Source organism: Actinomadura citrea, from assembly GCF_013409045.1.
GTDB lineage: Bacteria > Actinomycetota > Actinomycetes > Streptosporangiales > Streptosporangiaceae > Spirillospora > Spirillospora citrea.
Genome location: NZ_JACCBT010000001.1, coordinates 3,130,303 through 3,152,054, shown reverse-complemented (window position 1 = coordinate 3,152,054; position 21,752 = coordinate 3,130,303). Strand labels below are relative to the sequence as shown.

Sequence of the window (21,752 nt, the reverse complement as noted above, 5' to 3'; positions counted from 1 at the left end):
CGCTCCTCACCTGCTGTGTTGATCCGTCCCTACCCGGGGTCAGCTCTCGACGACCGTCCCGGCCTTGCCGTGCGCGGCGTCGCCGAGCCGGGCCAGCGAGGCGATCGCCGCCCGCCGCCCGCCGCCCGCGACGAACCGCCGCACCGCCTCGACCTTCGGCCCCATGCTGCCGCCGGCGAAGTGCCCGGCGGCGGCCAGCCCGGTCAGCTCCGCGACCGTCGTGCGGTGCAGCGGGCGGGCCTGCGGCGTCCCGAACCCGGTCATCGCGTTCTCCACGTCCGTGACGATCACGAGGGTGGTCGCCTCCAGGCGGCGGGCCAGCAGCTGCGCGGCCAGGTCCTTGTCGACGACGGCCTCGACGCCGCGCAGCGCCCCGTCCGCCCGGACCACGGGCACTCCCCCGCCGCCCGCGGCGACCACGACGTGCCCGGCCTCCAGCAGCACGGCCGCCGCGTCGGCGTCCAGGATCTCCTGCGGCTCGGGTGAGGCGACGACGCGCCGCCAGCCCCGGTCACCGAACCGCTTCCACACCTGGCCGAGCGCCATCGATCGGCGGGCCTCGGCCTCGGGGAAGTAGCGGCCGATCGGCTTGGCGGGGGCCGCGAAGCCCGGGTCGGAGGCGTCCACGAGCGTCCGCGTCACCACCGTCGACACCGGGCGGGCGGCGCCCCGCGCGGCCAGCGCCCGCTCCAGCGCATTCATGATCATCACACCGACGGTGGCCTGGGTCTGCGCGCCGCACCAGTCCAGCGGGACGGGCGGCACCACGCCCGCCGCCAGCTGGTTCTTGATCAGCAGGTTGCCGACCTGCGGGCCGTTCCCGTGCGTGAGCGCGACCCGCGCGCCCGCCGCGGCCAGGTCCGCCACCCGCGCCATCGCGGCCTCGATCGCGGCCGCCTGCGCGTCCGGGGTGGCGCTGCCGTCCGGCGCGGTCATGGCGTTGCCGCCGAGGGCGATCAGGATCCGCTCGCCGCCGGGCGTCCCGCCGTGTCCTCCTGCATGGCCCCAGGTCACGGGACGGACGCTAACCCGCGCGGCGGTCGCCGCTCACGGGCGAATTCCGCCTAACGAACGCCGTTTCTTCGGCAAGTTCCGGCGGTTCTCCACGGCGCCCGCGCCGCGCGGATCCCTCAGCGCAGGCGCGCCAGGCGGCTCACGGCCTCGTCGATGACCTCGTCCCTCTTGCAGAACGCGAACCGGACGAAGTGGGCGCCCGCCTCGGCGTGGTCGTAGAACACCTGGCTCGGGATCGCCACGACGCCCGCCTTCTCCGGCAGGGCCCGGGCCAGCTCCCTTCCGTCGGTGAAGCCGAGCGGGCGGATGTCGGCCTGCACGAAGTAGGTGCCCTGCGGACGGCAGGTCGTGAAGCCGGCCGCCTCAAGGCCCGTGATGAGCCGGTCCCGCTTGGCCTGGAGCGACTTGCGCAGTTCCTCCACCCACGGGATCTCGTTGCGCAGCGCGTACGCGGCGGCGCGCTGGTAGGGGGCGCTGACCGCGTAGGTGAGGAACTGCTTCACGGTCTGGACGGCCCGGATGTAGGGGGCGGGCGCCGTCACCCACCCGGTCTTCCAGCCGGTGACGGAGAACGACTTGCCCGCGGACGACACCGACACCGTCCGCTCGCGCATGCCGTCGAGCGTCGCCAGCGGGATGTGCTCGGTCTCGTCGAACGTCAGGTACTCGTACACCTCGTCGGTGATCGCCACCAGGTCGCGCTCCCGGCAGACGTCCGCGATGGTCTCCAGCTCGTCCCGCGTGAACACGGTGCCGGCCGGGTTGTGCGGCGAGTTCACCAGGATCGCCCGGGTGCGCGGGCCGACGGCGGCGCGCAGCTCGCCCGGGTCGAAGGTGAAGCGCCCCTCCACCGGGCGCAGCGTGACGGGCCTGCGCACCGCCCCGGCGAGCGCGATCACGGCCGCGTAGGAGTCGTAGTACGGCTCGAACACGACGACCTCGTCGCCCGGCCCCGCCAGCGACAGCACGGACGCGGCGATCCCCTCGGTGGCCCCGACCGTCACGAACACCTCGGTCGCCGGATCGAACGACAGCCCGTACCGCTCCAGCCGCTGCGCCGCCACCGCCTCCCGGAGTTCGGGCAGTCCGGGACCGGGCGGGTACTGGTTGGCCCCCGACCGGATGGCCTCGATCGCGACGTCCAGCATGGGTTGCGGACCATGGGAATCGGGAAATCCCTGGCCGAGGTTGATCGATCCCGTCGAGACGGCCAGTGCGGACATCTCAGCAAAGATGGTCTCGCCGAATCCCCGCATGCGCTCGACCAATGGCTCACTCACACAGCAAGGTTAAACGCCCGCCATCCCCGCACACGCGGGGAGCATCCTGTCGAGGGATCCGACGGTGCTCGGAGCGCGGTCAGATCCAGCCCATGTCGATCGCGGCGCGGGCGGCGCGGATGCGGGTGGGTTCGCCCATCTTCGCCATGGCGGTGGACAGGTAGTTGCGGACGGTGCCCTCCGACAGGTGCAGGTCGGCCGCGATGCGGGCGGTCTCGGCGCCCGCCCCGGCGAGGCGGAGGACGTCGCGCTCCCGCTCGGAGAGGGGATTGTCCCCCGCGGCCATCGCGCTGGCGGCCAGCTCGGCGTCCAGGTACCGGCCGCCTCCGTGGATCTTGCGGATGGCGCTGGCGAGCTCGTCGGTGGGAGCGTCCTTGGCGACGAAGCCGCGGACCCCGGCGGACATGGCGCGGCGCAGGTAGCCCGGGCGGCCGAAGCTCGTGAGGATGCACACCGCGCAGCGGGCGCCGGAGGCGTGCAGCTCCTCGGCGACGGCGAGGCCGTCCGCGCCCGGCATCTCGATGTCGAGGACGGCCACGTCCGGCGCGTGCGCGGCGACCGCGGCGGCGACCTCGTCGCCGCGGCCGACCTCGGCGACGACCTTCAGGTCGGGCTCCAGCCCGAGGAGGGCGGCGACGGCGCCGCGGATGAGGTGCTCGTCGTCGGCGAGCAGGACGCGGATCACGCGGTGCTCCCGGCCGGGAGCACCTGACCGGCGTCCGTCCCGGTCCCGCCCTGACCGCTTCCCAGCGGGCCGCCGCCGACCGGCCCGTCCACGGGCGGGAGCGGGACGGCGGCGCGCAGCAGGAACCCGTCGCGGCCGTGCCGGCCCGCGGTGATCTCGCCGCCGAGCACGGCGACGCGTTCGGTGAGGCCGGTCAGGCCCGAGCCCGCGGCGGTCTCGGCGCCGCGGACGCCGTCGTTGCGCATCTCCAGGACCACGGAGTCACCGTAGAGTGCGTCGCCGGGAGCGGAGTCGCGGTACACGCCGAGGCTGATCGCGCAGTTCCTCGCCTCGCTGTGCTTGATGACGTTGGTGGCGCCCTCGCGGATCACCCAGGCGAGCACCGAGCGGACCTCCGGCGGCAGCCCGCCCGGCAGGCGGCCGATCTCGCAGCGCACCCCGGCGGCCTCCAGCACGGCCCGGACCCCGGCCAGTTCGGCGCCCAGCTCCACGGCCCGGTAGCCGCGGACGGCGGCGCGGACCTCCCGGAGGGCCTCCCTGGCGGCGCGCTGGACGTCGGCCATCTCGGCCCCCGCCCGGTCGGGGTCGTCGCGCACCGTCCGCCTGGCCAGCTCGCTCTTCACCGCGATGAGGGACAGGCTGTGGCCGAGCAGATCGTGCAGGTCCCGGGAGAAGCGGAGCCGCTCCTCGGTGACCGCGAGACGGGCGAGGGCGTCGCGGGCCTCGTACGCCTCCTGGTGCAGCTCCCACATGCGCCGCTGGTACCGGTTGACGAACACGACGAACCCGCAGACCGCGGTGTACAGCGCGCACAGCACCGGGAAGATCTCGTACCAGTGGGCGTCGCCCTCGGGGTACAGGCGCCCCGCGGCGACCGTGGCGACCACCCCGCAGTACGCCCCGGTGCCCGCGCACAGTGCGACGATCCGTCCCCGCCCCATCGGCGCCAGCACCACCGCCGAGACCCAGAAGACGGGGATGACGCTGAACCACGGGCCGGTGAGCATCATCAGGCTCAACGCGGCGGCGACGACGCCGCTGCCCACGACGTTGCGCCTGGACACGGCGCCTTCGAGGCCCGCCCGCACGAGACGCGCGTAGCACCAGGCGAGCACAGCGAGCCCCGCGACGACCGCGACGAGGACGGGCACGCCCACGTCGCCGTTGGTGTAGGCGTCTTCGAGCCCGTACAGGCCCGGCAGGACGAAGCCCACGGCGGCGAACATGAACGAGCGGTACGTCACCCGCCGATACCGCTCCAGCTTGCGGGCGGCCTGTTCCTCGATGTCCGCCGTGGTCGCGACCGCCATGTCCTTGTTCCTCCTCGCATCGCACTGTAACGCCGGGCCCGCGATGATTCAGGCGCGGCGCGGCTCCCACCGGAACCAGCGGGCGGCCAGCAGGCGGCCGAACGCGCCCCAGAAGGCCAGGACGAGGAACGGCCGCACGCAGGTGAGCCAGCCCTCGGCCAGGCCGACGGACGGGTGGCCGGGGCGGTGCACGAAGTCCTGGCCGAAGTACCCCGTCCGGACGATCTCCACGACCGGGCTGAGCGGCACCCAGCGGCAGGCCTCCTGGACCCAGCCGGGCAGGCCGTCCATCGGGAACATCACGCCGGCCCCGAGCATGCAGCCGAACATGATCGGCAGGACGGTGAGCTGCGCCAGCTCCGCGTTGGGGGTGATGCCCGAGACGGCGAACGCCAGCGTCGCGAACACGGCGGCGCCGCCCGCGAGCCCCGCCAGCACCAGGACGGGGTCGGCGGGGATCTTGCCGCCCATCGCGGCGCCGAGCAGGACCAGCAGCGCGAGGGCCTGCACCGCGTACAGCGCGGTCGCGGTGAGCACGCTGCCCGCGGTGATCTCCGCGTCCGACAGGGCGGTGCCGCGCAGCCGCTTGAGCGTGCGGTCCTCGCGGCGGGCGGTGAGCACGTTGACGAGGTTCATGAAGACGGCGAAGACCAGGAAGAACCCCAGGTGGCCGGTGCCCTGCAGGAGGGCGCCGTCCACGCCGTCGATCTTCTCGCCGCGGACCGGGACGAGCATGGCCGCGAACAGGACCGGCAGGCCGGCGGCGGTGAACAGGGCCGTCCGGTTGCGCCAGAGCAGAGTGAGGTCGAGCCGGGCGAGGCGCAGTACGGCGGCGGCGTTCACCGAGGGGACGTTCACCAGGGGGAGGCTCATCGGGAGGCTCCTTCGGCGGTGCGCAGGAAGACGTCTTCGAGGGAGGCGCTGCGCGCCCGCAGGCCGTCCAGGCGGACGCCCTCCTCGTCGGCCCAGCGCAGCAGCTCGTAGAGCCCCGCCTGAAGCCCGGGGTCCTCGCCGCCGCGGGAGGGCAGGGCGTAGGACGCGACGGCGCGCCCGCCCTCCAGGCGGACGTCGGCGCGGGCGCCCCGCAGAGGGGGCAGTTCGGCGACCTGGAGGCGCCGGGGCAGCCGGAAGTCGATGCGGTCGCCGTGCCCGGCGACGACGTCGGCGACCGTGCCGGACGCCTCGATCCGGCCGCGGTGCAGGATCGCGAGCCGGTCGGCGAGGTGCTCGGCCTCCTCCAGGTAGTGGGTGGTGAGGAGCACGGCCGTGCCGCCGGCCACCACCTCCCTGACGATGTCCCAGGTCGCGCGCCGGGCCTCGGGGTCCATGCCGCTCGTCGGCTCGTCCAGGAACAGGACGTCGGGCCTGCCGAGCAGGGCCAGCGCGAGGTCGAGGCGGCGCTTCTGGCCGCCGGACAGCTGCCGCACCCGCACGCCCGCCTTCTCGGCGAGGCCCGCCAGGGCGACGGCCTCGTCGCGGTCGCGCGCGGAGGGGGTGAAGCCGCGCCAGTGCTCGACGGTCTCGGCGACGGTGAGGTCGGCGAAGAAGCCGCCGTCCTGCAGCATGATGCCCATGCGCGGGCGGACCTTGCGGCGCTCCCGGTGCGGGTCGTGGCCGAGGACCCGGACCGTGCCCTCGTGAACGGTCCGGTGCCCCTCCAGCGTTTCGAGGGTGGTGGTCTTGCCCGCGCCGTTGGTGCCGAGCAGGGCGAACAGCTCCCCCGGCGCGACGTCGAACGAGATCCCGGCGACGGCCTCGAAGTCCCCGTACCGCTGCCGGAGGCCGTCGACGCGGATGGCTGGGTTGGTCTCCATGCCCCCAGCGTCGCGACCGCGGGGGCGCCCCGGTAGAAGCGCGTGTCACCGGTTCCGGCGGCGCGCCGTCAGGCGATCGGCGTGACAGGTGTCATGGCCTTCGCGGCGGCTCAGCCCGCGACGCTGACGACGTGCCCGATGGTGGACGGGTCGCCGGTGACGTCGAGGAGCGCGGTGGCCAGATCGGTGCGGGCGATGGACGCGCCGCCGAGGACATTGCGGTCCAGCGCCCTGCGGTAGCGGCCGTTGCCGGGGCCGTCGGTGAGGCGCGGCGGGCGGACGATCGTCCAGGCGAGGCCGCAGTCGCGGGTGAGGGCCTCGGCGGCGCGCATGTCGGCGAACGCGTGCTTGAGGAGCGGGCCCAGGACCAGCGGCTTGACCACGAACCGGGTGAGCGGGTCGTCGCCCGGCCCGGCGTGGAGCCCGGACGCGCTGGTCAGCACGAACCGCTCGGCCCCGGCCGCCCGCAGGGCCGCGATGATGCTGCCCGTGCTGGTCGAGCAGACGCTGGTCGGCCGGCGGCCGTCGCGGGTGCCGATCGCGGTGACGACGGCGTCGCGGCCCTTGACCGCCTCCTCGATCGCGGCCGGGTCCATGACGTCGGCCCGGACCACGTCGGCGCAGGCGCGGATCTCGCCGGGCAGGGCGGCCGGGTCGCGGACGACGGCGGTCACCTCGTGCCCGGCGTCCAGCGCGCGCCGGACGACCTGGACGCCGGTGCCGCCGGTCGCCCCGAACACCGTGAGCCTCATCGTGTCCTCCTGGAGATCGGTGGGGAGAAGGGGTGAGTGAGTACTTACTAACCCCTATCGTGGTGAGCGTTCACTCACCTGTCAAGGGGGCCTCATTGAGCGCGCGCGAACGGATCCTGGACGCCGCGGCGGACATCATGCGGCGCCACGGGGTCGCCCGCGCCACCACCAAGGAGATCGCGAAGGCGGCCGGCTACTCCGAGGCGCTGCTCTACAAGCACTTCCGCGACAAGGACGAGCTGATGCTGAGCGTCCTGAAGGAGCGCATGCCGCCGTTCACCTCGATGGGCGTCCCGGGCGAGGGCGCCGTCGAGTCGAACCTCGTCAAGATCGTGCACGGCGCGCTGGACTTCTACCGGCGGTCGTTCCCGATGATGGTGTCGATGGCGGCGCAGCCGCGGCTGCTGCACGCGACCCGCGAGTCGCTGCGCAGGTACGGCGCGGGCCCGCACGAGCCGGTGCGCGCCCTGGCCCGCTACCTGGACGCCGAACGCGACCTCGGCCGGGTCGCCCCGTCCGCCGACACGCAGGCCGCGGCGGCCCTGCTGATGGGCGCGTGCTTCCAGCAGGGCTTCCTGCTCTACTTCGCGGAAGGCGACGACGCTCCCGGCCATACCGAGCCGTTCGCCCGCGACCTGGTCCGGCCCGTCCTCGCCGAGCTCCTCCCCTAGAGCTCGCTCAGGCGGGTCTTGACGACCTTGCCCATGGCGTTGCGGGGCAGGGAGCCGACCAGGTGGACGACGCGGGGCCGCTTGTGCACCGACAGGCGCTCGGCCACGAAGTCGATGAGCGCCTTCTCGCCCACCCCTTCGGCGACGACGTAGGCGGTCACCTGCTCACCGAGGTCGTCGTGCGGCGTGCCGACGACGGCGGCCTCCCGCACGGCGGGGTGGGCGAGCAGCGCGTTCTCGATCTCGCCGGCGCCGATCCGGTAACCGCCGCTCTTGATGAGGTCGGTGGACGCCCGCCCGACGATCCGGTGCCAGCCGTCCGGGCCTATCGTGGCGATGTCGCCGGTGCGGAACCAGCCGTCCGGCGTGAACGACTTCGCGGTCGCCTCGGGCCGGTTGAGGTACCCCTTGAACAGCAGCGGCGCCCGGACGTGCAGCTCGCCGGGCGTCTCCCCGTCCGAGGGGACGGCCGAGCCGTCCTCGGCGGCGAGGCGGGTCCGGACGCCGTGCAGCGGCGTGCCGACGTGGCCGGGGCGCCGGTCGCCCTCCGCGCGGGCGCTGATCGTGATGAGGGTCTCGGTCATGCCGTACCGCTCGACCGGGCGGTGCCCGGTGAGGGCCGAGAGCCGCTCGAAGACGGGCACGGGCAGCGGCGCGCTGCCGGAGACGAGCAGCCGCGCGCCGCGCAGGGCCTCGGCGGTGGACGGGTCCGCCGCCGTCCTCGACCAGACGGTGGGAACGCCGAAGAACAGGCTGCCGCCGTCGTCCTGCGCCGCGGCCGCGTACAGCTCCGGCTTGGGGCGCCCGGTGTGGACGAGGGGCGAACCGACCCGCAGGGGTCCCAGCACGCCGAGGACGAGCCCGTGCACGTGGAACAGCGGAAGCCCGTGGACCAGGACGTCGCCGGGCGTCCAGGCCCATGCCTCGGCGAGGGCGTCGAGCCCGGCGGCGATGGCGCTCCGCGAGATCAGCACGCCCTTCGGCGCGCCCGTCGTCCCGCTCGTGTAGAGGATCAGGGCCGTCGCGTCGGCGGGCACCTCGCCGTTTCCGCCGTTCCCGCCGTCTCCATGGCGCGGCAGCCAGTCGACCGGGAGGAGGGGCGGCTCGCTCGGGGAGACCTTCGCCCCTCCGTCCGCGAGGAGCATGCTCGCGCCGGAGTCTCCGAGGATGTGCGCGCGTTCGGCGGGCCCGGAGTCGGGCGGCACCGGCACCACGGGGACGCCCGCGAGGAGGCCGCCCACGACCGCAACGACCGTCTCCAGGGACGCCGTGGCGATCACGGCGACCGCGTCCGCGCCCCGGATCTCCGCGGCGACGGCGGACGCCCAGCCGAACAGCTCGTCGCGTGGCAGCTCACGTCCGGCGATCCGCACCGGGCCGCCCGTCCCGCCGAGCAGGTCCATCACTCGCCCCTCTCCTCGTTCTCCCGTTCCTGGAGCCACGACATGACCGCGCCGGTGTGCTCGCCGAGCAGCGGCGGCGCGGTGTGCCCGCGCGGCGGCACGCCGTCGAAGCGCAGCGGCGGCCCCGGCAGCTCGATGGGACCGAGCTGCGGGTGGTCCACCTCGACGACCAGGCCCTGCGAGCGGGTCTGCTCCCACTCGTACACCTCGTCGATCGACCGGATCGTCCCGGCCGGGACGCCCGCCTCGCCGAACCGCGCGAGCCAGGCGTCGCGCGTGTCGGTTGCGAGGACCCGCTCGATGTCGGCGGTCAGCTCGGCACGCCGGCCCGCGCGGTCGGGGATCGTCGCGTAGCGGGCGTCGTCCGGGTCCAGGCCGACGATCGGCGCGAACCTGCGCCACAGGTTCTGGTTCGCGACGCCGATCTGGAGCTGCCCGTCCTTGCAGCGGAACGTCCCGTACGGGGCGATGGACGGGTGGTCGTTGCCGACCGACTCGGGGACCTCCCGGGCGACGGTCCAGCGCGTCCCCTGGAACATGTGGGCGCCGACCACCGACGCCAGCAGCGAGGTGCGCACGACGGTCCCGCGCCCGGTGCGGGTCCGCTCGTACAGGGCGGCCAGCACGCCCGCGACGCCGTTGCCCGCGGCGAGGATGTCGGCGATCGACAAACCGACCTTGCTCGGCGTTCCGGGCGGCCCCGTCACGCTCATGACGCCCGCCTCGCCCTGCATGATCGCGTCATAGCCGGGCCGTCCGCCCTCGGGCCCGTCATGCCCGAACCCGGTGATGGACAGGACGATCAGGGCCGGGTTCAGCTCGTGCAGCCGCTCCACCGGGAAGCCGAGCCGGTCGAGCACGCCGGCCCGGAAGTTCTCCACCAGCACGTCGGCGTGCCGGACGAGCCGGGTGAGGACGTCCCGGCCCTCGTCCGACTTCAGGTCGAGGGCGATCGACTCCTTGTTCCGGTTGATCGACAGGTAGTAGGTGCTGACCCGGTCCTCCCCCGCGAACGGCGGGCCCCAGCCCCGGGTCTCGTCGCCGGTGCCGGGCTGCTCGACCTTGATCACGCGGGCGCCGAGGTCGGCGAGGGCCATCGTGGCCTGCGGGCCCGCCACGACGCGGCTGAGGTCGACGATCACGACGCCTTCGAGCGGTCCGGGCAAAGGACGTTCTCCTTCTGGGGGCTCCTGGGGGACCGTCTGGAGGGGCGGCTCCTTCAGGGGGCCGGCACCTGGAAGTATGCCGTCCGTGCCGCAGTCTGCCGCGTCCTACCCCGGTGGGGCCCGCTCCAGCGTGACCTACCCCGCGCTCGCCGCGCGGCTGCTCGCGCTGCCGCCGTCCTGCGGCCCGGTGCGGATCGTCGCCGTGGACGGCCCGAGCGGCGCGGGCAAGTCCACGTTCGCGGGCCACCTGGCTGAGGTCCTGGTCGGCGCCCCGGTCGTCCGGTCGGACGACTTCCGGGTGCCGTGGGACGCGGACCCGCTCACCTGGTGGCGCCCCCTGCGGCAGGCGGTGCTCGGCCCGCTGCGGGACGGGCGCCCCGTCGTGCTGCGCCGCTACGACTGGCACCACGACCGCTACGGCCCCGAGGAGAGCGTCCCGCCCGCGCCCGTCCTGATCATCGAGGGCGTCGGCTCCGCCTGGGCGAAGGCGCCCGCCGCCTACCGGATCTGGATCGACGCACCGTACGACCTGCGCCGCGCCCGCGCCCTCGACAGGGACGGCCCCGAGTACGCCGGGGCCTGGGAGGACTGGGCCGTCCGCGAGCAGGCCCACTTCACCGCCGACGCCACCGTCGACCGCTGCGACCTCCTCGTGGACGGCACCACCTTCACCCCGTACCGCTTCAGGGTCCTCCCCGGAACGCCGGCCGACCGGTCCCCGGGGCCTAGAGGAAACGGCGGATGGGCGTGATCGACATTTCCTTGGCGCGCTGCCTCACCGAACGCCGGGCCCACCGCGCATGGTCGACCTGCCGGCTGCGGGCGAGGTCCTCGTCGAAATGGGCGTCCAGGGTCGCGGTCAGATCCTGGTCGATCACGGCGAGCATGACCTCCTCGTCATGATCCATCGACCGCCGGTTGAAGTTCGTGGACCCGATGAGCGAGACCATTCCGTCCATGGTGAGGATTTTCGTGTGCAGCATCGACGGCTGGAACTGGTGAATGCGCACACCGCACTTCAAAAGGTCCTCGTAATGGCGCTGACTCGCCAGGCGGCTCACGCGCTTGTCGGCGTGCGGGCCGGGGAGGAGCATTTCCACCTCGACACCGCGGGCGACGGTCTCGCAGAGCAGATCGACGAAGTAGTCGTCGGGGGCGAAATAGGCGGAGGCCACCCGTAGCCGCTGCTCGGCCAGCTGGAGGACGACGCGGAGGAGGGTCTGCATGTCCTGCCAGCCGACGCTGGCCGACCCTCGCACCACCTGCACCACGGCGTCACCGGCCGGTTCATGGCCGATGAAACGGTCGCGGTCGTCGAACAGCGTGTCGTGGCACTCGGCCCAGTTCTGCGCGAACGCGGCCGCGATCCCGTCCACCGCGGGCCCGCGGACCCGGAAATGGCTGTCGCGCCACTCGCTCTCGTCTCGGGCGTCACCGCCCCATTCCTCCGCGATGCCGACCCCGCCGGTGAAGGCCACCTGCTCGTCCACCACCAGCACCTTGCGGTGGCAACGGTGGTTCTGCTTGAACGGCGACACGTACACGGGCTTGCGGAACCAGGCGACCGTCACGCCCGCCCGCTCCATCCGCTCCACCAGGTCTTTCTCGATCTGCCAGGCGCCGATGCCGTCCAGGAGCAACCGGACCCGCACCCCGTCGCGGGCGCGCTCCGACAGCGCGTCGGCGAACCGGTGCGCGATGTCCCCGCGCCAGTACACGTAGGTCATCATGTCGATGGTGCTCCGCGCCCCGGCGATCTCCTCCAGCATCCGGGGGAAGATCTCATCCCCGTTGCGCAGGGGCGTCACCGAATTGCCCTCCGTCGCCGCCACGCCGATCAGCCGCTCCAGGGCGCGGCGGATCCGGTGCGCGCGGTCGTCGGACGGAGAGGAGAGCAGGTCGTCTCCTGGGGGCGTCGGCTCCTGCTGCGACACGGTCATCTGCCTTCTTCTCCTAACACCAGGCCGACGATCAGCGAACTCGCACTGTCACACCGAAAGCACGAAAGCGATCGCTGCTCGGCCGGGATCAGTCCCCCCGGATCCACGTTTCATGCCAAATCCATACAAGCTGAGAGCAAAGCGACATTTCTGCGCCCGCGTTCCCGCGCAGCCTTCATCGTTCCGTCGCCTCAAGGGGCCTCGGCCGTACGCTCCTCCGGCTGGCACACGGGCTGTCACAGGCGGCTGCGACACTCTCCGTCCGTGACGACACGACCACGCTGGACCGACGACCTGTTCCCGTTCCCCACCCCGCCCGCACTCGCCAAGGTGGTCGACATCGCCTGGGAGGAGGGGTTTCTCACGACGGACCTGTACGAGGAGGGCTTGTACGACGCTTCACGCGTACAGACCAGCTTTGCCCTGCCCTTCGACCTGTGCGAGGTGCCCCTCGCACCCCAGGGCTGGGAGTACTGCTACGCGGGGGAGGCGGCCCGCCGGCACCACGTTCCGTTCATGTCCGTGCCGGAACTCCTGCCCTTCGCGGACCTCGGCACCGGCACCTGCGTCGGATGGGTGGTCCCCGCACCGGAACTCGGGCGCACCGATCATCCCGTGGCCTCCTTCGGCCGCAAGGAGCTGGGCGTCATCGGCCGGAACACCCTGGACGGCCTCACCTTCCTGCTCTCCCTCGCCCTGCGCATCGGAGGAGAGCGCCGCCGCGCCCAGGTCGCACGCCTGTCGGCCGAGCTCGGCATCCGGCCCACTCCGGAATACGGGGTCAACCCTGAGGGCGGCGACGTGGAGGTCCCACTCGATCTCGCGCCGCCGGCCGGCTGGCGCCACGAACCCGATCCGTCCGGCATCGGCGTCGGCGTTCTCGCACCGGACGACGCATTCGGCGACGAGTACCCCTGCTTCACAGGGGAGACGGACAGCATCCTGGCCGACGCCTCCCGAATGCTCGACGCGGGCTACCCGGCGAGCGCTCTCCTGGGACTCACCGCCGCCTACCACGAGGACACACAGCGCCTCCCGGACCTCCACCCCTTGTGGGCCCGCGCGTACGACGAAATCGACCGCCCTCTGCTCCGCGAACGCCTCGACGTCATGCTGGAGGACCACCGGCGAGCGTTCTAGGTACCCGTGTTCCTACCGCTGATCCGTCTCTTGCGGCGGGCCCGGTCATCGGCGAAGTTGACCACGTGAGCCTCTCCTTCTCCCATGATCACGTCGGCATCAACCTCACCCCAGAGGACCTCGACGCCACCATCGCCTGGTACTCCCGGACGCTCGGCTTCACCGTCGACCGACGGTTCGACTCCCCCGGAATGACGTTCGTCTTCCTCGTCCACGGCGACGTCAAGATCGAATTGATGGCGGTCGCCTCCGTCCGCCAGGAGCCGATCGAGGACATCCTGTCGAGCATGGCCCCGGCGCGCCTGCACCACTTCTGCCTCGCCGTCACGGACCTCGACGCGGTCGTCACCGAACTGCGCGACCTGGGCGTGCGCCTGCTCGGCGGCCCCATGACGATCGAGGAGCTCGGTCAGCGCATCGCGTTCATCAGCGACAACCTCGGCAACATCATCGAGCTCGCCGAACCCGGCACCCGGCACCCGGGCGCTCGACCGAACTGACCGCCCCACCGCCCAGCCACCGTCACCGCTCCGGGCGCCCCTTGATCTGCTCGACCAGCCCCGCGAACTGCACCACGCTCAGCGCGAGGTGACCACCATCCGGATCCTTGGAATCACGCACGCCGACCCCGGCCCCTGACGCAAGACGCCTCAACTCAACGCAGTCTTCATCGTTGACACCGCTGCTACGAGTGCTCTTCCGCCATTGGACGTTCATGTGACCTGCTCCAAGTACCGCTCGACCAGGGCGCGCGAGGCATCCTCCGAAAGGGCCTTCGCACCGATACGGTCGAACCTAGCCCAAAGATCCCGTACCTCGCCTGGGGCTTCGATCAGCCGCCCGCCGTACTGGGCGCCCGCGAACGCGATATCCCGGCGCTCCAGACTGATGATCTGGAAGGGACCGTCGAACCCTTCGTGAGCACCTGCCACAGGTTGAACGAAGCGAACAATGACCTGGGGCAGGTCCATCATCCCTCGAAGGTGTGCGAGCTGAGCCTTCATAACCTGGGGACCTCCGACGGAGGTGCGAAGCACCTCCTCTTCCAGGATCAAGTAGAAGAACGGCGGCTTCTCCCGGTCGAGCAAGACCTGTTGACGAGCCAGACGCCTGGCGACGGTGTCGTCGGCATCACTGGGGGCGCCTGCCATGGCCAGGGCACGCATGTAGTCCTCGGTTTGAAACGGTCTGGGAATCGACTTTCCGTGGTAGGCCCTGAACGCAGTCGCCTGCTCCTCGTATGGAACTAGCTGACGTCCCCAGTGAGGATCGTGGGTATTTCGGGCATACCACAGCAAGAGTTGCAATAGCCTTCCAGTGCCATACCGTTCATCCAATCTCGCAAGCTGGTCCTCCTGAGGCCGTTGTCGCCCCGCCTCGATATTCGAAACAGTCGAGCGCGCAACATCGATGATCTTGCCGCACTGAGCGAGCGACATTCCCTCCCGCTCGCGCAGAAACCGCAGGTAGAAGGCCAGGAAGTGCCACAGGGAGATCTTCGGCTCAAGAGGGTCGCGGACGACGGTCATCGAGACTCCTGTTTTGTATGGGTTCGCTAACACAAAACAGTAGAGCGAGACAGTCATTCTTGTCCCAGGAAGTTCAAAGCTCAGGCGAGGGCGAGGCATCCATGGCGACGGCGGCCGGAGAAGTGATCATTCCCTTGATGGGGTCCGCGGCGGCGGTGGGGATGGCGCGGACGCTTGCGGGGGCGCGTTTTCATAAATGGGGTTATTCGCACGTTCTTGACGACGCGTTGCTCATCGTCTCGGAGCTCGTCACCAACGCGGCGCAGCGGACGCCGGGGGCGGAGTTGCGGCTCCAGGTCAGCCGGGACGTGCACGGGGTCATCATCGCCGTGTGGGACGGCGCGCCCGACCTTCCGCACGCCGAGCCGAAGGTCGAACCCACCCTCGATGATCTCGACCTGTCCGAGGAGGCGTTCGACGACAACGGCGGTTGGGGGCTGCACATCGTCCAGGTCCTGTCCGCAGCGTGCGGGGCGACGCGCGATCCAGGCGGCGGCAAGTGGGTCTGGGCCCGGATCATCCCGTAGGCCCTCGCCCGTGCCTCATGAGCGCGATGGAGGTCCGCGAAGCGGTGGGAGGGAGCGGTCTTCCTCAGTAGCGTGGGGGCGTGAGCGTTGACGAGAAGCTCGCCCGGGGGATCGGTCCCGCGGCGAGGATCGCGTTGCGGCACGCGGCGGCCGAGGACGACGCGGACGCCGCGTCCTTGTGGTGTGCGCGGCTGGCCGGGTTCGGGATGGTCGCGGAGGCCGAGGACTGCTTCCGTCCGGCCGCCGAAGGCGGGGATCTCGCCGCGGTCAAGTGCATGGTGTGGCTCGCTTGGGAGGAGCGCCGCGTCGGCGACGCCCGGAGCTGGCTTGAGCGCGCCGCCCGTACCGGCGACCTGTGGGCCATGTACGAGCTGGGGCGGTCCGCGCCGGGCCAGGACGAGGCCGAGCGGTGGTACCGCAGGGCCTCCGAGGCGGGCCACGCGCTGGCGATGAACGACCTGGGCGCCCTGCTCGGGCGTACGGGGCGCCGTGAAGAGGCGATGGACTGGTACCGGCGTGCGGCCAGCGCCGGTGTCGACATCGCGATGAACAATCTGGCGATCCAGTACGTCCTGCACGGGAACCTGGAGGACGCCGAGCACTGGTTCGGGCGGGCCGCCGACGCGGGCAACGCCGACGGGATGGCCAATCTCGGGCGCCTGAAGATGGAGGCGGGCGAGGTCCGGGACGCCGAGGTGTGGCTCACCGCCGCGGCCGGGAAGGGGCACCCGGGCGCCATGGAGCGGCTGGCCGCCCTGATGGAGGAGACGGGCCGCCCGGATGCGGCGCGGGCCTGGCGGGCCCGGTCGGCGGTCGAGCGTTGATCGTCGAGGTGGACCGCGGCAGCGTGGCCGCGGGCGACGACGTCCTGCCCCACGCCCGGCGGTTCGACGTGCCTCCCGAGACGTCCCTGGGCGATGTGGTCGCGGGCCTCCTGGAACGGCGCTTCCTCGCTTTGATCGCCGGGGGCCGGGCGACGTGGATTCTCGTGGCCGACCGTCCACTGGCGGTCGTGGCGCAGCAGTGGGACGAGCCGCGCTTCCTCGTGGACGCGTCCGGGCCGATCAGTTCGTTCGGCGACGACGGGGGCAGGGTCTCGCTCATGTTCCGGTACTGGATGCAGCACGACCCCGACCACGTCTTCGCCGAGCTCGCCGCCGGGCGCGAACCCAGGCGGTAGGGCCCTCTCAGGGGTCGAGGGCGTCGACGTCGGCGGAGGTCGCGCCGCCGGAGAGTCCGGGGAAGCCGGGGCCTCGGTCGAAGAACGGGACGGGGCCGCGTTCGGCGCGGAGGCGTGCGCGGAGGATCTCGGTCGCCTCGGCGTCCACGGAACGGCCGGCCGGCGCGTCCTCGGTGAGGACGACGCCGTAGTCGTCGCGGGCGCCGGTCGGGGAGACCTTGCCGTCGCGGACGTCGGCGGCCACGCGGGACGGGTCGCGGTTCAGCGGGTCGCCCCAGCCGCCCCCGCCGGTCGTGCGGATGCGGATGACCTGCCCGGCGCGGACGGGCCGGTCGTCGACGAGGCCGTCCATCTCCTCGCCGTCGATGTCGACGCGGAACGGACGTCCCGCGCGGCCGCCGTTGACGCCCCAGCACGACAGGATGGAGCGGTCGGCGATCGACATGTAGCGGGCGTCGCGGAGCATCCGGATGTGCTTGTCGTAGCCGAGGCCGCCGCGGTGCTCCCCCGGCCCGCCCGAGTCGACGGCGAGGCCGAGGCGTTCGACGACGAACGGCCAGCGGGCCTCGGCGAACTCGGCGGGGATGTTGCGGGAGTCGGGCACGACGTGGATGGTGTCCTCGCCGTCGGCGTAGTAGCGGCCGCCGGAGCCGCCGCCGAGCACCTCCCGCATCAGGTAGGGGCCGCGGTCGTCCTCGCCGTAGACGCCCGTGTAGCGGATCGTCTCCTGGTCGGCGGGCATCCGGCCGCCCGTCGCCTTGGCCAGCACGCCCGCGAGGACGCCGAGCAGCCGCAGGATGACGAACGTGCGGGCGTTCGTCGGGGCGGGGAACACGGGCGTGAGCAGGGTGCCCTTCTCCGGGAACCGCATCTCGATGAGCGGCACCACGCCCTCGTTGACGTCGAGTTCGGCGGCCCGCTCGGGGGTGTCGGCGAGGTTGCGCAGGACGGGCGCCAGCCACTTCTTCAGGAAGACCCCGCCCGAGTAGTCGCCGGCGTGGTTGATGGGCCCCTTGGCCTGCGGGGACGTCCCGGTGAAGTCGATGACGAGCGGGACGGCGGCGGCCTTGTCGACCGTCAGCGTGATGCGCTGGGCGTGCAGGCGGGGCGGGTCCACGCCGTCGTGCTCGGCGTAGTCCTCCCACACGAACGTCCCGTCCGGGATCTTGGCGAGCAGTTCGCGGCGGAACGTCTCGGTGGTCCGGTCGATGATCGCGTCGAAGCAGGCCTCGACGTCGGCGCGGCCGTAGCGGGCGAACAGCTCGCCGAGGCGGCGGGCGCCCATCAGGCACGCCGAGCACTCGGCGTCCAGGTCGCCGGCGAGCGAGTCGGGCATCCGCGAGTTGCGGGTCATGATGGTCAGCGCCGCGCGGTTCGGCACGCCCCGGTCCCACAACTTGATCGGGGGGACCATCAGGCCCTCCTCGAACGCGCTGCGGGCGTGGCTCGGCATCGATCCGGGGACGGCGCCGCCGATGTCGTCGTGGTGGCCGAACGCCTGGACGAACGCGACCACCTCGTCCTCGTGGAACACCGGGACCGTCACGCACAGGTCGGGCAGGTGCCCGATGCCGCCTTCGGACAGGTAGACGTCGTTGTGGAAGAACACGTCGCCGGGCCGCATCTCGTCCGGCGGGAAGTCGCGGGCGACCGGCTGGACGAGCGCCGAATAGGACCGTCCGGTCAGCTTGCGCAGGCGGCGGTCGTGGATCCCGGCGCGGAAGTCGTGCGCGTCGCGGATCATCGGCGAGCGGGCGGTGCGGGCGATGGCCGTCTCGACCTCGCGCTCCACCGACGCCAGCGTCCCCTCGACGATCTCCAGCAGGATCGGGTCGGTCGCCGGGCCGGGCGTGGGGCCGGTCATCGGGTCACCACCAGGTTGCCGTGGCCGTCCAGGGTCGCCGTGAAGCCGGGGTGCAGCGGGAGCGTCGAGCCGAACTCCTCGATGACGGCCGGGCCCTCGACGGTGTCCCCGGGCGCGAGTTTCTCGCGCCGGTAGACGGCCGCCTCCTCCCACGCGTCGAAGTAGACGGTCCGCGTTCCGGTGCGGGCCCGCGACGGGTCGCCGTCCCCGGGCGGACGCTCGGTCGGCCGCGGCCGTTCGATGGGTCCGATGCCGGAGACCCGCAGGTTGACCCATTCAACCGGATGGCGCGGGTCGTCCCGGTAGCAGTAGCCGTAGAGGGCCTCGTGCGCGTCGTGGAAGCGGCGGACGACCTCGGCGCGCAGCCCCTGGTCCGGCGGCCCGGCGGGGGCGGCGACCCGCACCTCGAACGCCTGGCCGTAGTAGCGCAGGTCGGCGGAGCGGGCGAAGCGGCGGCGGTCCTCGGGGAACCCCTCGCGGGCCAGGGCCTCGGCGGCCTCGGCTTCGAGGTCGGCGTAGACGCCGGCGAGGAGCGCGGGGTCGAGCTCGGCGTCGCGGACGACGCGGGTCCGGACGTAGTCGTTCTTCACGTCCACCGTGAGCAGCCCGAACGCCGACAGGTTGCCGGGGTTCTCCGGGACGACGGCGGCGGGCAGGGCGAGGACGTCGAGCAGCCGGCACGCCAGCAGGGGCCCGGAGCCGCCGAACGCGACGAGCGGATAGTCGCGCACGTCCAGGCCGCGCTTCACGGTGATCTGCCGGATGGCGTTGGCCTGGTTCCACGCGGAGATCTCCAGAATCCCGGCGGCGGCCCGCTCGACCGGCAGGCCGAGGTCCCCGGCGAGGGCCTCCAGGCCCCGGCGGGCGGCGTCCACGTCCAGGGGCACCTCGCCGCCCAGCAGATGCGGAGGGATGCGGCCGAGGACGGCGTGCGCGTCGGTCACCGTGGCCTCGGCGCCGCCGCGCCCGTAGCACAGCGGCCCGGGGTCGGCGCCGGCGCTGCGCGGCCCGACCTTCAGCGCGCCCTCCGGCGAGCGCCACGCGACCGACCCGCCGCCCGCGCCGACGGTGACGATGTCGATCATCGGGATCTTGACGGGGTGGCGGCCGATGGACCCCTCGGTGGTGAGGGTGGGCTCGCCGTCCAGGACGACCGCGACGTCGGTGGACGTCCCGCCGCCGTCCAGCGTCACCACCGAGCCGTGCCCGCTGCGCGCGACCACGAACGCCGCGCCGAGCGCCCCGGCCGCCGGGCCGGACAGCACGGTCGTGATCGGCTGCCGCGCCACCTCGTCCGCTGACAGGACGCCGCCGTTGCTCTTCATCACCAGCAGCCGGGACGCGACGCGCTCGGCGATCCGCGCGAGGTAGCCGTTCATCGCGGGCTTGACCGCGGCGTCGACAAGCGTCGTCACCGACCGCTCGTACTCGCGGTACTCGCGCAGCACCTCGCACGACAGGGACACGACAGCGTCCGGATGCTCGCGGGCCAGCACGTCCCGCATCGCCAGCTCGTGGGACGGGTCGGCGTAGGAGTGCAGGAAGCACACCCCGATCGCGAGAACGCCCTGGTCGCGGAACCAGCGGGCCGCCGCGACCGCCGACTCCTCGTCGAACGGGCGCAGCTCGGCGCCGGTGTGGTCGAGCCGCCCGCCGACCGCCCGCACCCGGTGCGCGGGGACGATCCGCGGCGGCTTCACCCAGAAGTAGCTGTTGCCGTAGCCGTCCGGGACGCTCTGCCTGGCGATCTCCAGGATCGACGCGAAGCCCTCGGTGGTGACGAATCCGAGGTCGTCGATCCGGTCCTCCAGGAGCCGGTTCGTCGCGACCGTCGTGCCGTGCGACAGCGCCGCGACGTCCCGCGGTCCCGCGCCGGTCAGCCGGAGGATCTTGGCGACGCCGTCGGCGAACCCCTCGGCCGGGTCGGCGGGCGTCGAGGGCGTCTTGGTGGTGACGAGGGTCCCGTCCCCGTCCAGCGCGACGACGTCGGTGAACGTCCCGCCCGTGTCGATGCCGATCCGCAGCCGCCTCACCATGAACAGAGGTCTACCGGACGCCGGCCACCTGCGAAACCGTCGCAATCTGCCAACGGGAGCCTCGTTCTTTCGTGACCCGCGTGCGGATAGGCTGAGCAGCTCTGTTCTGTCCTCACATCTGACGAGACGCTGGAGCCCGTTCATGGCGCTTGAACGCCCCGAGATCGACTTCCCCGAGGGCCAGCCGCCCGCCTACCTCGACATCACCGACATCACCGAGGGCGACGGCCCGGAGGCCGTCAAGGGCTCGCAGGTGTCGATGCACTACGTCGGCGTGTCGTGGTCGACCGGCGAAGAGTTCGACGCGTCCTGGAACCGCGGCGGCACGCTGGACTTCGAGCTCGGTTCCGGCCGCGTCATCAAGGGCTGGGACATGGGCATCGCCGGGATGAAGGTCGGCGGCCGCCGCAAGCTCGTCATCCCGCCGCACCTGGCCTACGGCGACCGCAGCCCGAGCCCCGCCATCAAGCCCGGCGAGACGCTCATCTTCGTCGTCGACCTGGTGGGCGTCAGCTAGCCGCCCCGAACGGCGGGTGCCCTGGGCGAAAGCGCCCGGGGCGCCCGCCGTCGCCGTTTCCGGGCTTGCGTGTCAGCGGCCGCGGCGGCCGACGAGGTAGCCGACCGCGACGCCTGCGAGGGCGACCGCGCCGCCGGTTCCGAACGCGACGGCCATCGGGAGCCAGGCCGGGGGCGGCGCCGCGGCCGCGGCGCGTCCCGGGTACACGGCCCCGGCGGCGGCCGGGGCCGCGGGCGCCGCTTCCGGGGCCGGGGCGCGGGCCGGGGCCGGGGCGGGCGCCGTGAGGTCGCGTTCGACGGCGGTGAAGAACTCGCCCGCGGTGCGCTTGGCGACGCTGCCGAGCATCCGCTGCCCGACGCCGCCGACCATCCCGCCGACGACCGCGTCCGCGTCGTAGTCGATCCGCGTCGTGCCGTCGCCGTCCGACAGCCGGACGCGCACCGTGGCGTCCACCGTGCCGGGCGCGCCCTGGCCGCGGGCGCGCAGCACGAACGAGCGCGGCGGGTCGGGGTCGGCCAGCTCGACCTGCCCCACGTAGGTGCCCTGGATCGACGCGACGCCCGCGGTGACCGTCATGCGGTAGGTGCCGTCCCCCGTCTCCTCCAGGGATCGGCATCCGGGGATCGTCCTCGCCAGCACGGCCGGGTCCTGGAGCGCGTCCCAGACGCGGTCGAGCGGTGCGGCGACGCTGGCACTGCCGGTGAGCTGCATGACCCGACTTTAGAGAACCCCGCCGCCTCCCCGAACGGCAACATCTGCCGAGTACACGCCGAGGATTGGGCAGATGCGCTCCCGGGGGCTCTGGGAATGGTCAGATATGTCCGCCAGGTTGTGCGCGGGCGCGAACCCCGATCGCCGCTCGCGCGTCAACCGATGCGGACCCTCAGCACGCGGAGAACCGCCCGCCCCTGAGAACTGCACCCC

At 72.6% G+C, this 21,752-nt stretch carries 23 protein-coding genes; 8 read left to right on the top strand and 15 right to left on the bottom strand.

All coding sequences use genetic code 11. The features are described from left to right. Positions 1-39: 39 nt before the first annotated feature. The 7 genes from BJ999_RS14865 to BJ999_RS14835 form a co-directional block, all read right to left on the bottom strand. Positions 40-1,014 (bottom strand): carbamate kinase, encoded by a 975-nt coding sequence (locus BJ999_RS14865; protein WP_229809907.1) that lies wholly within the window; start codon positions 1,012-1,014, stop codon positions 40-42. 116 nt (positions 1,015-1,130) lie between these two features. Further along, on the bottom strand, positions 1,131-2,294 hold the full coding sequence (locus BJ999_RS14860; protein WP_179833855.1) for a pyridoxal phosphate-dependent aminotransferase: 1,164 nt from the start codon (positions 2,292-2,294) through the stop codon (positions 1,131-1,133). 79 nt (positions 2,295-2,373) lie between these two features. Beyond that, entirely contained in the window at positions 2,374-2,979 is a 606-nt protein-coding gene (locus tag BJ999_RS14855; RefSeq protein WP_179833854.1) for a response regulator transcription factor, read from the bottom strand. Further along, entirely contained in the window at positions 2,976-4,289 is a 1,314-nt protein-coding gene (locus BJ999_RS14850) for a sensor histidine kinase (protein ID WP_229809906.1), read from the bottom strand. The genes BJ999_RS14855 and BJ999_RS14850 overlap by 4 nt, the downstream gene beginning before the upstream one ends. A 48-nt stretch (positions 4,290-4,337) precedes the next feature. Beyond that, positions 4,338-5,162 (bottom strand): ABC transporter permease, encoded by an 825-nt coding sequence (locus BJ999_RS14845; protein ID WP_179833853.1) that lies wholly within the window; start codon positions 5,160-5,162, stop codon positions 4,338-4,340. After that, entirely contained in the window at positions 5,159-6,103 is a 945-nt protein-coding gene (locus tag BJ999_RS14840) for an ABC transporter ATP-binding protein (RefSeq protein WP_179833852.1), read from the bottom strand. The genes BJ999_RS14845 and BJ999_RS14840 overlap by 4 nt, the downstream gene beginning before the upstream one ends. Positions 6,104-6,213: 110 nt before the next feature. Continuing rightward, on the bottom strand, positions 6,214-6,855 hold the full coding sequence (locus BJ999_RS14835) for an NAD(P)-dependent oxidoreductase (protein ID WP_179833851.1): 642 nt from the start codon (positions 6,853-6,855) through the stop codon (positions 6,214-6,216). A gap of 95 nt (positions 6,856-6,950) precedes the next feature. Between BJ999_RS14835 and BJ999_RS14830 the strand changes: the two genes are divergently transcribed. Continuing rightward, the gene (locus BJ999_RS14830) at positions 6,951-7,526 is read left to right on the top strand and encodes a TetR/AcrR family transcriptional regulator (RefSeq protein WP_179833850.1); all 576 of its coding nucleotides are present in this window, start codon (positions 6,951-6,953) and stop codon (positions 7,524-7,526) included. Here the strand turns inward: BJ999_RS14830 and BJ999_RS14825 are convergent. Continuing rightward, complete coding sequence (locus BJ999_RS14825) at positions 7,523-8,929, bottom strand: acyl-CoA synthetase (RefSeq protein ID WP_179838545.1); 1,407 nt, start codon at positions 8,927-8,929, stop codon at positions 7,523-7,525. The genes BJ999_RS14830 and BJ999_RS14825 overlap by 4 nt on opposite strands. Next, positions 8,929-10,095 (bottom strand): CaiB/BaiF CoA transferase family protein, encoded by a 1,167-nt coding sequence (locus tag BJ999_RS14820; RefSeq protein WP_179833849.1) that lies wholly within the window; start codon positions 10,093-10,095, stop codon positions 8,929-8,931. The genes BJ999_RS14825 and BJ999_RS14820 overlap by 1 nt, the downstream gene beginning before the upstream one ends. 85 nt (positions 10,096-10,180) lie before the next feature. Here BJ999_RS14820 and BJ999_RS14815 point away from each other — a divergent pair, with 85 nt between their 5' ends. Then, on the top strand, positions 10,181-10,846 hold the full coding sequence (locus tag BJ999_RS14815; RefSeq protein ID WP_179833848.1) for a uridine kinase family protein: 666 nt from the start codon (positions 10,181-10,183) through the stop codon (positions 10,844-10,846). Here BJ999_RS14815 and BJ999_RS14810 read toward each other — a convergent pair. Next, positions 10,821-12,035 (bottom strand): phospholipase D-like domain-containing protein, encoded by a 1,215-nt coding sequence (locus BJ999_RS14810; RefSeq protein ID WP_179833847.1) that lies wholly within the window; start codon positions 12,033-12,035, stop codon positions 10,821-10,823. The genes BJ999_RS14815 and BJ999_RS14810 overlap by 26 nt on opposite strands. A gap of 264 nt (positions 12,036-12,299) precedes the next feature. On the opposite strand from BJ999_RS14810, the gene BJ999_RS43535 reads away from it, so the two are divergent. After that, a complete protein-coding gene (locus BJ999_RS43535; RefSeq protein WP_179833846.1) occupies positions 12,300-13,175 on the top strand; it encodes a hypothetical protein in 876 nt (291 codons plus the stop codon). 65 nt (positions 13,176-13,240) lie between these two features. After that, positions 13,241-13,675 carry a VOC family protein gene (locus tag BJ999_RS43530; protein WP_179833845.1) on the top strand — a complete coding sequence of 145 codons (435 nt, stop codon included), beginning with the start codon at positions 13,241-13,243 and terminating at the stop codon, positions 13,673-13,675. Between the two features lie 22 nt (positions 13,676-13,697). Here the strand turns inward: BJ999_RS43530 and BJ999_RS14795 are convergent, their stop codons facing one another. Together BJ999_RS14795 and BJ999_RS14790 are read right to left on the bottom strand one after the other, a co-directional pair. Then, positions 13,698-13,892, bottom strand: coding sequence for a DUF397 domain-containing protein (locus BJ999_RS14795; RefSeq protein ID WP_179833844.1), 195 nt, complete (start codon positions 13,890-13,892; stop codon positions 13,698-13,700). Next, positions 13,889-14,704, bottom strand: coding sequence for a helix-turn-helix domain-containing protein (locus BJ999_RS14790; RefSeq protein WP_179833843.1), 816 nt, complete (start codon positions 14,702-14,704; stop codon positions 13,889-13,891). The genes BJ999_RS14795 and BJ999_RS14790 overlap by 4 nt, the downstream gene beginning before the upstream one ends. 137 nt (positions 14,705-14,841) lie before the next feature. On the opposite strand from BJ999_RS14790, the gene BJ999_RS14785 reads away from it, so the two are divergent. From BJ999_RS14785 to BJ999_RS14775, 3 genes are all read left to right on the top strand, one after another. Continuing rightward, a complete protein-coding gene (locus BJ999_RS14785) occupies positions 14,842-15,231 on the top strand; it encodes an ATP-binding protein (RefSeq protein ID WP_179833842.1) in 390 nt (129 codons plus the stop codon). Between the two features lie 80 nt (positions 15,232-15,311). Further along, positions 15,312-16,055, top strand: a complete 744-nt coding sequence (locus BJ999_RS43525; protein ID WP_179833841.1) for a tetratricopeptide repeat protein — start codon at positions 15,312-15,314, stop codon at positions 16,053-16,055. After that, positions 16,052-16,411, top strand: a complete 360-nt coding sequence (locus tag BJ999_RS14775) for a hypothetical protein (RefSeq protein ID WP_179833840.1) — start codon at positions 16,052-16,054, stop codon at positions 16,409-16,411. Before BJ999_RS43525 ends, BJ999_RS14775 begins: the two co-directional genes overlap by 4 nt. 7 nt (positions 16,412-16,418) lie before the next feature. Here BJ999_RS14775 and BJ999_RS14770 read toward each other — a convergent pair whose 3' ends face one another. Further along, positions 16,419-18,275 (bottom strand): hydantoinase B/oxoprolinase family protein, encoded by a 1,857-nt coding sequence (locus tag BJ999_RS14770; RefSeq protein ID WP_179833839.1) that lies wholly within the window; start codon positions 18,273-18,275, stop codon positions 16,419-16,421. Then, positions 18,272-20,311 carry a hydantoinase/oxoprolinase family protein gene (locus BJ999_RS14765; protein WP_179833838.1) on the bottom strand — a complete coding sequence of 680 codons (2,040 nt, stop codon included), beginning with the start codon at positions 20,309-20,311 and terminating at the stop codon, positions 18,272-18,274. The genes BJ999_RS14770 and BJ999_RS14765 overlap by 4 nt, the downstream gene beginning before the upstream one ends. A gap of 142 nt (positions 20,312-20,453) precedes the next feature. Here BJ999_RS14765 and BJ999_RS14760 point away from each other — a divergent pair, with 142 nt between their 5' ends. Further along, positions 20,454-20,828, top strand: a complete 375-nt coding sequence (locus tag BJ999_RS14760; RefSeq protein ID WP_179833837.1) for an FKBP-type peptidyl-prolyl cis-trans isomerase — start codon at positions 20,454-20,456, stop codon at positions 20,826-20,828. A gap of 72 nt (positions 20,829-20,900) precedes the next feature. On the opposite strand, the gene BJ999_RS14755 is transcribed toward BJ999_RS14760, so the two are convergent. Next, positions 20,901-21,539, bottom strand: a complete 639-nt coding sequence (locus BJ999_RS14755; protein WP_179833836.1) for an SRPBCC family protein — start codon at positions 21,537-21,539, stop codon at positions 20,901-20,903. Between the last annotated feature and the right edge of the window lie 213 nt (positions 21,540-21,752).

Coding starts and splice junctions, on each gene's coding strand:
- BJ999_RS14850 (WP_229809906.1), bottom strand. CDS start 4,289: ATGGCGGTCGCGACCACGGCGGACATCGAGGAACAGGCCGCCCGCAAG.
- BJ999_RS14845 (WP_179833853.1), bottom strand. CDS start 5,162: ATGAGCCTCCCCCTGGTGAACGTCCCCTCGGTGAACGCCGCCGCCGTA.
- BJ999_RS14840 (WP_179833852.1), bottom strand. CDS start 6,103: ATGGAGACCAACCCAGCCATCCGCGTCGACGGCCTCCGGCAGCGGTAC.
- BJ999_RS14835 (WP_179833851.1), bottom strand. CDS start 6,855: ATGAGGCTCACGGTGTTCGGGGCGACCGGCGGCACCGGCGTCCAGGTC.
- BJ999_RS14825 (WP_179838545.1), bottom strand. CDS start 8,929: ATGGACCTGCTCGGCGGGACGGGCGGCCCGGTGCGGATCGCCGGACGT.
- BJ999_RS14810 (WP_179833847.1), bottom strand. CDS start 12,035: ATGACCGTGTCGCAGCAGGAGCCGACGCCCCCAGGAGACGACCTGCTC.
- BJ999_RS14795 (WP_179833844.1), bottom strand. CDS start 13,892: ATGAACGTCCAATGGCGGAAGAGCACTCGTAGCAGCGGTGTCAACGAT.
- BJ999_RS14790 (WP_179833843.1), bottom strand. CDS start 14,704: ATGACCGTCGTCCGCGACCCTCTTGAGCCGAAGATCTCCCTGTGGCAC.
- BJ999_RS14785 (WP_179833842.1), top strand. CDS start 14,842: ATGGGGTCCGCGGCGGCGGTGGGGATGGCGCGGACGCTTGCGGGGGCG.
- BJ999_RS14770 (WP_179833839.1), bottom strand. CDS start 18,275: ATGACCGGCCCCACGCCCGGCCCGGCGACCGACCCGATCCTGCTGGAG.
- BJ999_RS14765 (WP_179833838.1), bottom strand. CDS start 20,311: ATGGTGAGGCGGCTGCGGATCGGCATCGACACGGGCGGGACGTTCACC.
- BJ999_RS14760 (WP_179833837.1), top strand. CDS start 20,454: ATGGCGCTTGAACGCCCCGAGATCGACTTCCCCGAGGGCCAGCCGCCC.
- BJ999_RS14755 (WP_179833836.1), bottom strand. CDS start 21,539: ATGCAGCTCACCGGCAGTGCCAGCGTCGCCGCACCGCTCGACCGCGTC.